This is a genomic window from Microcoleus sp. S1D4 (assembly GCF_036700765.1).
In the GTDB taxonomy this organism is placed as follows: Bacteria; Cyanobacteriota; Cyanobacteriia; order Cyanobacteriales; family Microcoleaceae; genus Microcoleus.
This window is the reverse complement of sequence record NZ_JAUBPP010000007.1, coordinates 20,928-33,665: the sequence shown is the minus strand read 5'-3', so window position 1 is coordinate 33,665 and position 12,738 is coordinate 20,928. Positions and strand designations below refer to the sequence as shown.

The 12,738-nt window shown below is 47.0% G+C and carries 13 protein-coding genes; 2 read left to right on the top strand and 11 right to left on the bottom strand.

Features of this window, described 5'->3' with window-relative positions:
• Positions 1–91: 91 nt before the first annotated feature.
• Positions 92–826, bottom strand: a complete 735-nt coding sequence (locus QT998_RS09655; protein WP_333114334.1) for an SIMPL domain-containing protein — start codon at positions 824–826, stop codon at positions 92–94.
• Between the two features lie 184 nt (positions 827–1,010).
• On the opposite strand from QT998_RS09655, the gene QT998_RS09650 reads away from it, so the two are divergent.
• Positions 1,011–1,394, top strand: a complete 384-nt coding sequence (locus QT998_RS09650; RefSeq protein WP_333087123.1) for a YkvA family protein — start codon at positions 1,011–1,013, stop codon at positions 1,392–1,394.
• A gap of 162 nt (positions 1,395–1,556) precedes the next feature.
• On the opposite strand, the gene QT998_RS09645 is transcribed toward QT998_RS09650, so the two are convergent.
• Entirely contained in the window at positions 1,557–1,709 is a 153-nt protein-coding gene (locus QT998_RS09645) for a hypothetical protein (protein ID WP_333087124.1), read from the bottom strand.
• Positions 1,710–1,761: 52 nt separating this feature from the next.
• On the opposite strand from QT998_RS09645, the gene pcrA reads away from it, so the two are divergent.
• Positions 1,762–4,107, top strand: coding sequence for a DNA helicase PcrA (gene pcrA, locus QT998_RS09640; protein ID WP_333114333.1), 2,346 nt, complete (start codon positions 1,762–1,764; stop codon positions 4,105–4,107).
• A gap of 178 nt (positions 4,108–4,285) precedes the next feature.
• Here pcrA and QT998_RS09635 read toward each other — a convergent pair whose 3' ends face one another.
• From QT998_RS09635 to QT998_RS09595, 9 genes are all read right to left on the bottom strand, one after another.
• A complete protein-coding gene (locus tag QT998_RS09635; protein WP_333114331.1) occupies positions 4,286–4,486 on the bottom strand; it encodes a hypothetical protein in 201 nt (66 codons plus the stop codon).
• Positions 4,483–4,827 carry a hypothetical protein gene (locus QT998_RS09630; protein WP_106146328.1) on the bottom strand — a complete coding sequence of 115 codons (345 nt, stop codon included), beginning with the start codon at positions 4,825–4,827 and terminating at the stop codon, positions 4,483–4,485. Before QT998_RS09630 ends, QT998_RS09635 begins: the two co-directional genes overlap by 4 nt.
• 312 nt (positions 4,828–5,139) lie before the next feature.
• On the bottom strand, positions 5,140–6,420 hold the full coding sequence (locus tag QT998_RS09625) for an FGGY-family carbohydrate kinase (RefSeq protein WP_333114330.1): 1,281 nt from the start codon (positions 6,418–6,420) through the stop codon (positions 5,140–5,142).
• A 70-nt stretch (positions 6,421–6,490) separates the two neighbouring features.
• Positions 6,491–6,700, bottom strand: coding sequence for a type II toxin-antitoxin system HicB family antitoxin (locus QT998_RS09620; protein WP_333087128.1), 210 nt, complete (start codon positions 6,698–6,700; stop codon positions 6,491–6,493).
• The gene (locus QT998_RS09615) at positions 6,700–6,954 is read right to left on the bottom strand and encodes a type II toxin-antitoxin system HicA family toxin (protein WP_333114327.1); all 255 of its coding nucleotides are present in this window, start codon (positions 6,952–6,954) and stop codon (positions 6,700–6,702) included. The genes QT998_RS09620 and QT998_RS09615 overlap by 1 nt, the downstream gene beginning before the upstream one ends.
• Positions 6,955–7,052: 98 nt before the next feature.
• Positions 7,053–8,453 carry a serine/threonine-protein kinase gene (locus QT998_RS09610; protein ID WP_333114324.1) on the bottom strand — a complete coding sequence of 467 codons (1,401 nt, stop codon included), beginning with the start codon at positions 8,451–8,453 and terminating at the stop codon, positions 7,053–7,055.
• Between the two features lie 336 nt (positions 8,454–8,789).
• Entirely contained in the window at positions 8,790–10,625 is a 1,836-nt protein-coding gene (ilvB, locus tag QT998_RS09605) for a biosynthetic-type acetolactate synthase large subunit (RefSeq protein ID WP_333114322.1), read from the bottom strand.
• A 320-nt stretch (positions 10,626–10,945) separates the two neighbouring features.
• On the bottom strand, positions 10,946–11,149 hold the full coding sequence (locus QT998_RS09600; RefSeq protein ID WP_333114320.1) for a hypothetical protein: 204 nt from the start codon (positions 11,147–11,149) through the stop codon (positions 10,946–10,948).
• Positions 11,139–12,437: an MFS transporter gene (locus QT998_RS09595; protein WP_333087134.1), complete on the bottom strand. Its 1,299-nt coding sequence runs from the start codon at positions 12,435–12,437 to the stop codon at positions 11,139–11,141. The genes QT998_RS09600 and QT998_RS09595 overlap by 11 nt, the downstream gene beginning before the upstream one ends.
• Positions 12,438–12,738 lie beyond the last annotated feature (301 nt).

Here is a 12,738-nt window from a genome sequence, read left to right as displayed (position 1 = left end):
AACCATCAAACACTCAGATACCCGACTTTTTCAAGAAGTCGGGTATCTAACAGATATTGCATTTTACGTTCATTTAGAATGCAGGCTGCAATCAATATCCAATTTGCAAAGTCACAGAAGCTTCAATCTGCTGTTCCCCTCCCACCACAGGCGTTGCAGCATTAGCATCAGCCTTAGCAGCAAATTGGCGGTACACGGGAGCTGGCGCGATCGCACCGTTGACTTGAATTGCCTGAATCTCGCCGCGCTTGAGGTTGAGCGCGCTCAAGACTGCATCCGCTTGCGATTGAGCGTCTTGAGTGGCTTTTTTGAGTGCTTGTTTTTGACCTTGTTCGATCGCGCTTTCGGCGGCCACAAAACTCACACCTTGAATGCGCGTTGCTCCGGCTGTCACCGCATCGTCGAGCAAAGTGCCTGCAGATTCAGTATTAATCTGAAAACTGACGGTATTAGTAGCAGTATACCCTGTCAGCCGCTGCTGGTTGTTTTCGTAGCTGTAATTCGGGCTGAGGGTAATGCCGGCAGTTTCGAGTTTTTCTACTTGGCGCGCTCGCAGCAACTCTACCACAGCGGACGATCGCCTCGCCGCTTCCTGCTGCACCGCGGTCGCCGTTTTCCCCTGCACCTCAACCCCCAGCCGCACTTGGGTTTTAGTTGTAGGAATCGCTTCCACACCCCGCCCGGTAACAGTCAACGTTCTGAGCCGCTGTTCTTGAGCAACCGCCGGATCTAACCTCACAAAACTCACGAAAGTTAACGTTAAACACAACGCTGTTAACAGACTGCGGAAATTATTTCTAGTACCGCGCCGCAAATTTGAATTCATAACTTTGATTATCCTCACATACAACAGATGCTATATTTTACTTTGCCACTGAAATTCCTAAATATCCGGCTTGTTACATTTTTGGCAACTAAAAAAAATATTAGTCATTGGTCATTGGTCATTAGTCATTAGTCATTAGTCATTACTCATTACTCATTAGTTATTACTCATTAGTTATTACTATATGCAATCCTTAAAACAAGCTGCCCGCCGACTTAAAAAAGAGACTTACGCCGTTTATTTAGCCAGTACAGACCAGAGAGTACCTGGGTACGCCAGAATTTTAGCTGGCCTTACGGTGGCCTATGCTTTTAGCCCGATCGACTTAATACCCGATTTCATACCAATTCTCGGCTACTTGGACGATTTGATAATTGTACCTTTGGGAATTTGGCTGGTACTGAAGATGATTCCCCCACAGGTTTTAGCCGAGTGTCGGGAAAAAGCCGCTGCTGAAATAGAGCGAGAAAAACCGATAAATCTGGCTGCGGCTGCTATAATTATTGTTATTTGGATTGGCTTGGGAATATTAGCAGCAATTTTGCTCAAACAAATATTGAAACGTTAGAAATCCGGACCGTTGAAACCGCGGCTATAGAGACAAAACCCGCCTCCGCAGGTTGAATAATAGGCGGTGAAAATTATGTTTTACCTTATTCTCTCTTCGTCCGCGGAGGCGGATATCGTTTGACTTTCTGGGGGTTTCAACCGCCGTCGGATCTTCATGATATTATATTGTAGGGCGATCGCTCATTACCTTAAACAAACTCGGAGTAAATGAATTCATTTCATCAAACGTAAAATACGAAACCCTCAAAGGCTTGCTGTGTATCTCTTCTTCCTTCTTCCTTCTTCCTTCTTCCCTCTTCCTTCTGCTTATCACATACTAAGTATTATTTATCTCTTAAAAAAATCCAACAACTAACTATCTAGCTATGACTCAAACCACTGATTTCCTCAGCCACCTCAACCCATCTCAGCGCCAAGCAGTCGCCCATTATAACGGGCCGCTGTTAGTAGTAGCGGGCGCTGGTTCCGGCAAAACGCGAGCTCTAACTTACCGAGTTGCTAACTTAGTTCGCACCCATAGAGTTGATCCAGAAAATATTCTGGCGGTGACATTTACAAATAAAGCCGCCAGGGAGATGAAAGAAAGAATTGAGAAATTGCTGGCTACTCAGCAAGCTGAAGCGGAATATGGGAAACCTTTGGCAGATTTAGCGCCGGATGTGCAAACCAGATTGCGATCGCAAATTTACCAGAGAATTACCAAACAGATTTGGATGGGAACCTTTCACTCTCTGTGCGGCCGAATTCTCCGCTACGACATTGAGAAGTATCAAGACGAAAAAGGCCGCCAGTGGAAGAAGAATTTTTCAATTTTTGACGAGTCAGATGCTCAAAGTCTCGTCAAACAAATTGTTACCAAAGTCCTCAATTTAGACGATAAGAAATTTGACCCGCGCAAAGTCCGATATGCCATCAGCAACGCTAAAAATCAAGGTTGGTCGCCTCAAGAATTCCTCGCAGCAGAACCGGATTACCGAGGGCGGGTAATTGCGGATGTTTACAGCCGTTATCAAGATGCTTTAGCCGCCAACAATGGCTTAGATTTTGACGATTTAATTCTAGTTCCGGTTAAACTTTTACGCCAAAACGAGCAAGTTTTAAGTTATTGGCATCACAAATTCCGACATATTTTAGTTGACGAATATCAGGATACCAACCGCACTCAATACGATTTGATTCGGATGTTGGTGACAAATAACAGCGACCCGAAAGAGTTTGATAAATGGCAAAATCGCTCGATTTTTGTGGTGGGCGATGTGGATCAATCTATTTACAGTTTTCGGATGGCTGATTATACCATTTTGCTGGAATTTCAAGAGGATTTCGGCGATGGCTTGTCGGACGAAAAAACTCAGACGATGGTCAAATTAGAGGAAAATTATCGATCGCGCGAAAACATCCTGCAAGCCGCCAACCACTTGATCGAACACAATACCGAACGCATCGAGAAAGTTCTGCGCCCGACTCGCGAACCCGGAGCTCCGATTGTGGTATGGCGCGCCGACAACGAAATAGATGAAGCGCAATTTGTAGCGGGGCAAATTCAGTCCCTGAAGCGCCAAAATTCCGAATACGAACACGGCAGCAACTTTGCGATTCTCTACCGCACCAACGCCCAATCTCGCTCCTTTGAAGAAGCGTTAATGTACTTGGATATTCCCTACAATATTGTCGGCGGCCTGAAGTTTTACGATCGCAAAGAAATCAAAGATATCCTAGCATACCTGCGGACGATCGCCAATCCCGACGATAGCGTCAGCCTCAAACGCATCATCAACACTCCCCGCCGCGGCATTGGCGACACGACATTTGGTAAAATCGAAGATGCTGCAACTCAATTAGGTATTCCGCTGTGGGAAATTCTCAGCGACGAATCTTCTGTAAATACTCTCGCAGGGCGATCGGCAAAAGCTATCATTAAGTTTGCCGCCATGATTGGTAATTGGCAACAAAAACTTGAAACTACGCCCGCGTCGCAAATTGTCCAAGGAATTATCGAAGATTCTGGTTACATTGACGATTTAAAAAACCAAGGAACCGAAGAAGCCGAAAATCGCATCGAAAACGTCAGAGAATTGTACAACGCAGTGCTGCAATTTGAAGAACAAAACGAAGAACCGACGCTAACATCATTCTTAGCAAAAGCATCCTTAGCATCCGATTTAGATGATTTGAAAGAAGACGATTCCCGCGTGTCGCTGATGACGCTGCACTCAGCCAAAGGGTTAGAATTCCCCGTAGTATTTTTAGTCGGAATGGAACAGGGTTTATTTCCCAATTTCCGCAGTTTAGATGACCCGAAAGCAGTTGAAGAAGAACGCCGTTTGTGCTATGTCGGCATCACTCGCGCCCAGGAATTGCTATTTCTCACCCACACTCGCGAACGCCGCCTCTGGGGAGGATACCGCGAACACTGTACGCCTTCACTATTCTTGGGCGAATTACCGACACATTTGCTAGCTGGAAGTGCGAAGAAAACTAAGACAGGCAAAACTGGTGCATCCCAGGGAAAAACTAATAATTCATCAGCCGATTCTGGGAGTTCTCCATCAGAATGGAAAACGGGGGAACGGGTTTTTCATCATGCTTTTGGAGTTGGAGAAATTACCCACGTTTTGGGAGTGGGCGATAAAACTAATCTGGCAATTAAGTTTAAAGGTTTGGGCCGCAAAATCATCGATCCGAGGACGGCCAAGTTGCAGCGAGTGTAATATAAAAAACTCCAAAAAAACCAGGCGGTTTCAACCGCGTCTGTACAGGTAAAACCCGAGCTGAGGGGTTGAAGAATGGGCGGTAAAAATGGCGGTAAAAATTACATTGTTTTCTTGAGTCCGCAGAGGCGGACATCGTTTGACTTTCTGGCGGTTTCAACCGCCGGATTTTCTTCTATTATTCGATTACCTGAGATTCCACACGCCTGTATTTACCCGCCAAACGTTCTCGACGCTCGCGGCGGTTGTCAGCTTCAAATATGGCAATTGCTTCATCTAACTTCAAATTGAAAGCGTCAAGCTGTCGGCAGACTTCACGCATCTTTTCAACGTGTCGCTTTCTGGTTTCAGCGTCGGGGATTCTAGGTTGTTGATTCATCGTAAGTTCCAATCCATTTTGATTTCTTGAATGCTTGCTGCTGAGGCATCGACAATGGCCTCTCCGTCTTCTATCGTGCCATACAGAAAGTTTAACGTATCCGCAGTCGCAGCGGGTTGAGATTCTGCCACCTGCTGCAAAAGCCTGTACAAACGATTGTAAGAGGTTCTCAACCTTTCCTTAATATTATCCAGAGATTCTAGTTCGGGGAGTGTCGCTTCTGTCTCGCCAAACTGCTGCATGAATATATATTCTGTGGCGGTTGTTTCGTTGAGGATTTCCACTAGCCGCCGCTGCAATGTGAAAATTGTGTTCAGGATGTCATCAGGTAGCTTTGCCATTGTCCTTAATTTTTAGGGATAACAACTTAACACAATATATCAGAATGTTTGATCGTTACCAGGATCTGCCTGGTAATGCAGATCCGGAGGCTCTGCCTCCTTTTATCTGGTAACTTACAGAAGAGAGGACTGTAGGAGGTGTTTAAGTTATTAACTTTTAGATTCTTAACACAATATAGCAGAATGTTTGCTTCCTTCTATTTGAGTTGGAATCAAGAGCGATCGCACTCCCAATTTACCACATTTAAACCTAACTAAAAGCATCCAGATTACCAGCATCCATATCGATCCGTGAGGTCGCTTTCTTCAATCCTAAAATCTCAAATCGATCGCACTTCGCATCGCCAATAACGCCGTTCCATAAGCAGCCGCAGTATGAATTGGCGTTTCAACAGGCACTTTCAAATAACGCTTTCTAATCGCACTCCAAACCGAATTTTTCGCCCCGCCGCCAGCCGTATAAACTTTGGTCAAAGGAGTTGCGCCCAATTCTTGCAATAATTGATATCCCCGCGCTTCAATCCGCGCGATGCTTTCTAGCAAACCGTGCAGAAATTCCACAGAATCAGCGGGACGCGGTTCGAGCCGGGGCGCTAAATTCGGGTCATTAATCGGAAAGCGATCGCCCTTTTTCAACAATGGGTAATAATCCAGCAAACTCTCTTGTGCTGGGTCAATTTGTGTGCTATAATCATCCAACTCAACATCAGTAAAAAAGTGTCGCAGCACCGCACCTCCGGTATTAGAAGCGCCTCCAACTAACCACAAATCGCCTAATTTATGGCTGTAAATCCCGTATCTAGAATCATCTACGCGGGTATGACTTAACAGTTTGACTGCTAGTGTAGAACCGAGAGAAGTTACTGCTTCCCCTGGTAAATTGACACCGCTTGCTAAAAATGCTGCAATACTATCGGTTGTGCCGGCACAAACTGTACAATCGCGGGGAAATCCGAAGCGACTCCTCACTTCATCTTGAACTTCCCCCACAGGCGTGCCCGGTGCGACAACTTGCGGCAATTTAGGCGTTGCAGCGCCCGCAATTCCCTGGATCAGCCAATCGGGATAGCACAAAGTATCAACATCGAAACCGAGTTTTAAAGCATTGTGATAGTCGCTAATTCCTAATTTTCCGTGCAGCAAAAATGCCAGCCAATCAGCTTGATGCAGGAAATAAAGCGGGCTGGTAAAGCCTCGAAAGTCTTGCAACCACAGGAGTTTGGCCAGACTGGATGTTGCGCTTAATACTGTGTGGTTATCCGGCGCGATCGCCCGCAACCTCTCTGTCACCGCTGCACCGCGCGCATCATTGTATAAAATGGGTTCGCATACTGGTATACCGTCGGTATTGCACAGCATGACAGTGGAAGATGTGCCGTCAAGGGCGATCGCCCTTACCTGATTGCGGATTGTTGGGGGAATTTGCTCGATCAAATCCCACAGCGCATTTTGCCACACCGAGGGCAATTCAGTCTGTTGTTGCCCGTTGTTGGCAAAAGTATATTCAGTCTCACAATGTATTGTACCGTGGGAGTCTATGACAGTCGATCGCGCGCCCGTAGTACCGAAATCTATTCCCAAATAAAGATTCATTTATAGCAGTTGACAGTTGACAGTTGACAGTATTTGTAGGGTGTGTCAGCAAGAAACCGGGTTTCTGAGATTATCGTGCTTCTACATAGTCACAAAGCGTAGTTGGTTGGGGAATCGGTAAACCTTCCTCTCGCAATCCTTCTAAGTGAAATTCGATCGCTTCTTTAATTTGCTGCTGTATTTCTGCAAGGGTTGCGCCTGTAGCTGCACATCCGGGTAAATCTGGCGCGTAAGCTGAATAGTTATTCGGTGTTTTTTCAATCACAATAGCATAACGCATTAGTTGAGTTCCTCATCTTGATGATTTGTTTCGACTTGGTTCGGTTCTTGTTGCTCTTTGACTTCTCTCAATTGAGCTTGTTTGAGAATATTATTGGATGTACCGATAGCTAAATCATCAGATAGTTTACCGGGAACTGTAACCAAACCCGATTTCGTAGGATGTTTGTACTGGCGGTGACTCCCTCGCGTTCTAGCTAGATACCAACCGTCTGCTTCTATTTGTTTAATGATATCTCTAACTTTGATTGGCATTTATTACTGATCCAATTAGCAGGTAATAAAATGACTAAAATTCGATAAATTAGTCAAAAAAGGTTCGATCAAAAAGACTTGAAAAGGGGCTGAAATCGTTATAGATTACAGCTTACAGTTCTCGATGCGAGAGAAGAACCATAACGCCACTTCACACCTAAACCCCGGAACCCACCCCACCACCCACACAGTTCCCTAGGGAGGTGGCCCACAGGTGCTTGTTTATTATAGGTTAGGTTCTTTGTGTCCAACCAACTGCCTCCTTTTCGCCAACCGACACGATCGCCTAGCTTGCATTCAGTCTCCCAATCAACTTTACCACCAACTTCCAACCAGATTTTTTTCTGGATGCTAAAGCCAAAACGACCCTGACTGTATTTTACCCAAAGTTGGTCGATCGTCCGTAAATCATCGCAAGGAAAATTATCAATTGATTCCTTATTAAAATAACCTTCCTTCTCCCGTCTAGCAGCTTTCAACATCACGTTGAGTGTTTCCTGATCCGCCTCTTTCCACTTCCCTGCTGCTAATAAATCCCGGAGACGAGTATAGTCAACACCCCGCGCTGATTTAAGCGAGTCTGGTGGCGTTGCCGGTGAAGGTGTTTGAGCTGATAATTGAGGTGATTGAGAAGCAAGAGCTTGCAAAACTTCAGTAGCAGATTGATAACGTTTTTTAATAGCAGGTTGTATCATTTTATCTAAAATCTGACCCAGTTCCGAGCTGACAGATGTTTTTAAGTGTTCTCGCCACACCCACTCAAACTCGCTATCATCAAATAAATAAATCGGCTCAACCTCAGTTAACAGACACAGACAAGTGACACCCAGACTATAAATATCACTCGCATAAATAGCTTTGCCGTTGGCTTGTTCAGGTGCCGTATATCCAGCCGTCCCGATCCTGGTTCCCGTTAGCCATAGAGCCGTTTTTGTCGCATATTTCGCGGCTCCAAAGTCAACTAAAACCAGTTGCCCATCTTGCCTAAGAATAATATTTTCTGGCTTGATATCCCGGTGAATTACTTGGCGGGAATGAATGAACTCGAATACTGGCAATAAATTATTAAGCAAGTCGCGAATCTGCGTTTCGCTAAAATATCCCTGAGATTCTAGTGCTTCGGCTAAATTTTCACCGTCGATGAATTCTTGGACTAAATACTGCCGTTCATCTTGACTAAAATATGCTAATAAGTCGGGAATTTGAGAATGTTTACCCAACTGTTCTAGGCGTACTGCTTCAAGAGCAAATAACTCAGCAGCTTTCTGGATACTTGAAGTGCCTTGAAATAGGGGGTAGAATTGTTTAATAACGCAGGGAGGTTTGGAGGGTTTATACTCGTCAATAGCTAGAAAAGTGCGCCCAAATCCCCCTTGTCCAATAATTTTTTGGGCTCCGTAGCGATCGCCCAATAGCAGTTTATTCCCACATTCGTGACAGAAGTTTGTAGAGCCAGACGGGTTTTGGAATAGGCAATCAGGGTTTAGACACTGGCTCATAAAATATGCTTATAGATTATAGATTAAAGCTTTCGATGGGATGCCAGCCCAGATGGTTTTAAATGTGAAACAGCAGATCCCGGTAAGGACACGGCATTGCCGATATGTGTCAACTTAACCCCAAAACCTTTGTATCTCTCGCTGTTATCCCAAGCCAGATCCCCCTAAATCCCCCTTAAAAAGGGGAGTAGGGGTTGACTTCTATCGTAATCTTGTCCCCCCCTTATTAAGGGGGGTTAGGGGGGATCTGGCCTTAGCAATAAACAGCAGTCTGTGAGTACGTTTGACCTTAAGTTGAAACTAATAAGCACTGCCTAAGTCCCCACTCAAAACTCCTTAAACTTTTGTCCCGCACTCAGGACAAAACTTATTGATCGACACATTCTTCGCGCCACAACTCGGACAATAAATCAACTCTGCAGATGGCAACGTGCTGCGTTCCGGTAAACCAACCATTTGAGCGTTACTTTTGCCCGGAACAACCATCGGATAGCAGTTTTCGTCCCGCGTCACCTTCACGTTCATCAGCACAGGGCCGTCGTGAGCGAGCATTTGAGCGATCGCACCCTCCAACTCATCCGGCCGCGAAACCTGCATCCCCTTCACGCCGTAGGCCTCAGCCAGCATCGCAAAATCCGGCATCCCCACAGTCATGTTCGACGACGAATAACGCTCGCCGTAGAAAGCCTGCTGCCACTGCCGCACCATGCCCTGCCAGCCATTATTTACAATCACAGTCTTGACATTAATACCGTATTGTGCTAAGGTTCCCAACTCTTGAATATTCATTTGGATGCTAGCGTCGCCAGCAATACAAATGACTTGCTCGTTGGGTAGCGCCATTTTCGCGCCCATCGCCGCCGGCAGCCCAAAACCCATCGTTCCCAAACCAGCGCTGGAAATCCAGCGGCGCGGCCCGTTGTTCAAGAATTGAGCCGACCACATTTGATGTTGACCGACATCCGTCGTGTAGTAAGCATCCGGCGCTTGAGTAGCCAATTCCCAAATCACCTCTTGCGGAGACAAAATGTCGGGGTAGTGAGGTACAACTAACGGATAGTCCTGTTTCCAGCGATCGATCCTGTGCAGCCATTCCGCAGTTTGTCCGGGAGTACCCGAAACTCCTGTTTCCCGACAGCGGCGCAGCAAATCGATTAAAACTTGCCGGACATCTCCGACAATCGGCACCTCCGGGCCGCGATTTTTACCTACTTCCGCCGGATCGATATCGATGTGAATCACCTTCGCGCGGGCGGCAAACTCGTCTAATTTGCCCGTCACGCGATCGTCAAACCGAGCTCCGACAGCCACCAGCAAATCGCACTCGGTAACGGCAAAATTAGCGTAAGCAGTGCCGTGCATCCCCAGCATTTTCACCGACAAAGGATGTTTTTCGTCAAAAGCGCCTTTGCCCATCAGCGTTGTCGTGACAGGTAATTGGAACATCTCGGCGAGTTCCTTAATTTCCTCGTGGGCCCCGGCTGCGATCGCCCCGCCGCCCACATAAAGCAAAGGACGCTTCGCTTCTTTCAGCAAATGGATTGCTTGATTAATTTGCCGGGGATTTCCCTTGACTGTCGGACGATAGCCAGGAATTCTCACAGATCCGGGTTCCACCGGCAGATACTCAAACTCTTCTAAACCGACATCCTTGGGCACATCAATCAACACCGGCCCCGGCCGCCCGGTACTCGCGATGTGGAAAGCTTCAGCCACAATTCGGGCCATGTCTCTCGGGTCGCGCACTACATAGGAATGCTTGACAATGGGCAGAGTAATGCCGTAAATATCAGTTTCCTGAAACGCATCAGTGCCGATCGCCGGACGGGGAACTTGACCCGTCACAATTACCATCGGGATAGAATCCATGTGGGCCGTCGCAATCCCCGTCACCAAGTTAGTTGCGCCTGGCCCGGAAGTCGCGAAACAAACCCCAACTTGTCCGGTAGCGCGGGCGTAACCGTCGGCGGCGTGGGCAGCACCTTGTTCGTGGCGCACCAGAATGTGTTTGATCGCGCCTGTTTCTTCAGCCCGGTATAGTTCGTCGTAAAGCGGCAAAATTGCGCCGCCGGGATAACCGAAAATATGCTTGACACCGTGGCGGATCAAGCTATCGATTAAAGCAAATCCACCCGTTGCACGCCTGACGGCTACTTTAGTTTTTAATTGCACTGATTTTTTTACCTCCAACTAATTATGAATTTTAATGAAAGCTTTGATACTACTTTAATCTCTACGATCGAACTCTGGTAGTTCACCGGCGGATATTTTACAAAAAGTTTCGCGCTGGGGCGGTGTGCGATCGGACGATCGCAAAATTGTGGAACAGCAGAGGAAGAAAAGAAATAGAAGAAATCGCCGTTTCTATGCCGGTTTACCGCGATATGACGCTATAGGGCATTGGCCAAACAGGTCATTGGGCATTGGCCAAACAGGGCATTGGCCAAACAGGTCATTGGGCATACCTCACCACGCTTGATAACCGCTATATGTTAGAGATCGATCGCGAAAAGAAAGCCATCTTCCTTCTTCCTTCTCCCCTCTTCCTTCTTCCCTCTTCCCTCTTCCTCCTGACTTACATCCGTTACATCCGTTACATCCCGTACATTGCTCGTTGCCGAACTTCCCTCTTCCTTCTTCCTTCTTCCTTCTTCCTTCTTCCATCTTCCTTCTTCTTGCCAAAGTTCACAGAGCATCCTTTAAGACTTTGCGAGTGTGGTGCCAAGCTGCCATGCCCATCACCGAGACCAAAAAGCCCAAACTCAGCAGCACGATCCGCAAACCCAAGTCATCCGATCCCACTACTTTGCTCACAGCATCCGTCAGCGGGCCGGTCACTGCTAAAGGCAAGCTGAGGGCAATGTTAATCGCATTGTTCTCCAAGCCAAAGACTTTTCCCCGCATAGATTCTGGAGTTTTCTCTTGAATCAAAGCTTGCATCGGGCCGTTAATTAAAGAAGCGCCAAAACCGAACAGAGCACTCAAACTAAATCCCAGCCACAACTGTCTGGTAAAGGCAAACATTGCCAACACAAAACCCATCATCAAGAAGCCAAGTAACGGCAAAGGTTTGTGCTGCATTCGATCGCCCCAGTGGCCCAAAAACGCCGCGCCGAAGACCATTCCAACTCCCGCAGCAGCCAGCAAAAAGCCAAATTGAGTTTCTTTGAGACCTATTTTGCCCGAAAGTGCGATCGCCAGAACTTGCAGCGCCGCAAACACCGAATACAAAATCGTCAACTGCACCATCGCGTTGCTAACCAGGTGGTTGTGCTTCAAATAGCGCAAACCTTCCTTAAGGTCTTGCCAAGGATGGACGTGTTTGCTGCTGCCGCCGCCATGATTTTCTTTGATGTGCATGGCATAGATCAAACCTGCGGATATCAGGTACAACCCGCCCAACAAAAACTCTTGATAAGCTGGCCCGAAGCTGTGTTTGACCCAACTAAACAGCGGTTCGCCGATCGTCATCCCGACAATAATTCCGCCCATTGTGGACGAGGCGAACAGAGCATTTGCCGACATCAGTCCCTCTCGCCCCACGGCCAGGGGGATTGCTGCGGCCTCTGCTGGAGCAAAAAATTGCGTTACAGTAGAGACCAAAAACGTAATCGCCAACAACACGACAAAAGTTTTGGGCAAAAACGGCAAAGCTACAATCAACACGGCTCGGATCGCGTTACAGGCAATCAGCATTTGCTTTTTGGAAAAGCGGTCTACCACAATACCGGCCGCGGAACCAAAGAAGATCGCTGGCAGCGTGTAGGCGATCATCACCGCTGACAGCATTGAATTTCCCGAATACTCCGCAGAAACCGGCCAGGGTTGGTAGTCGCCGGTTTTCAGCAGAATAATCAGCAATACGTAAAAGATTTTATCCGCCACTTGGGCCAACAACTGACCCGTCCACAAGGCGAGGAAGGGGCGATTTCTCAGTAGGGCATCAAGCCCGCTGCGGTCAGGGGGAGGGCTGGCTGGGTGCATAGGAATAGTTTAACTGACCGCTTGTAGCAATGATAATTTTCAGCAATACCTGCAAACCTGACACAACAAACTCGAAACGGATGAAAACTCCTGTCTCCTGCGTTCTTTTTCTGTTTTAGCAGATCGGCGGGGGAAGGCTGCGTTCTTTTTTTCTCTAGCGCGATCGACCACAGCCATTACCCGCGCCGGAAAATTCAGACAATGTGATTAAATATTGGCCTGCATTTCATCGCGAGTACAACATACGGTAGTATATTTTACAAAATACTTAATCTTATCAGTGATATTAAAAGATGTCACG

Coding starts and splice junctions, on each gene's coding strand:
- QT998_RS09600 (WP_333114320.1), bottom strand. CDS start 11,149: ATGCTCTGTGAACTTTGGCAAGAAGAAGGAAGATGGAAGAAGGAAGAA.
- QT998_RS09620 (WP_333087128.1), bottom strand. CDS start 6,700: ATGCGTTATGCTATTGTGATTGAAAAAACACCGAATAACTATTCAGCT.
- QT998_RS09650 (WP_333087123.1), top strand. CDS start 1,011: ATGCAATCCTTAAAACAAGCTGCCCGCCGACTTAAAAAAGAGACTTAC.
- QT998_RS09595 (WP_333087134.1), bottom strand. CDS start 12,437: ATGCACCCAGCCAGCCCTCCCCCTGACCGCAGCGGGCTTGATGCCCTA.
- QT998_RS09610 (WP_333114324.1), bottom strand. CDS start 8,453: ATGAGCCAGTGTCTAAACCCTGATTGCCTATTCCAAAACCCGTCTGGC.
- QT998_RS09615 (WP_333114327.1), bottom strand. CDS start 6,954: ATGCCAATCAAAGTTAGAGATATCATTAAACAAATAGAAGCAGACGGT.
- QT998_RS09625 (WP_333114330.1), bottom strand. CDS start 6,420: ATGAATCTTTATTTGGGAATAGATTTCGGTACTACGGGCGCGCGATCG.
- QT998_RS09635 (WP_333114331.1), bottom strand. CDS start 4,486: ATGAATCAACAACCTAGAATCCCCGACGCTGAAACCAGAAAGCGACAC.
- pcrA (WP_333114333.1), top strand. CDS start 1,762: ATGACTCAAACCACTGATTTCCTCAGCCACCTCAACCCATCTCAGCGC.
- QT998_RS09630 (WP_106146328.1), bottom strand. CDS start 4,827: ATGGCAAAGCTACCTGATGACATCCTGAACACAATTTTCACATTGCAG.
- QT998_RS09655 (WP_333114334.1), bottom strand. CDS start 826: ATGAATTCAAATTTGCGGCGCGGTACTAGAAATAATTTCCGCAGTCTG.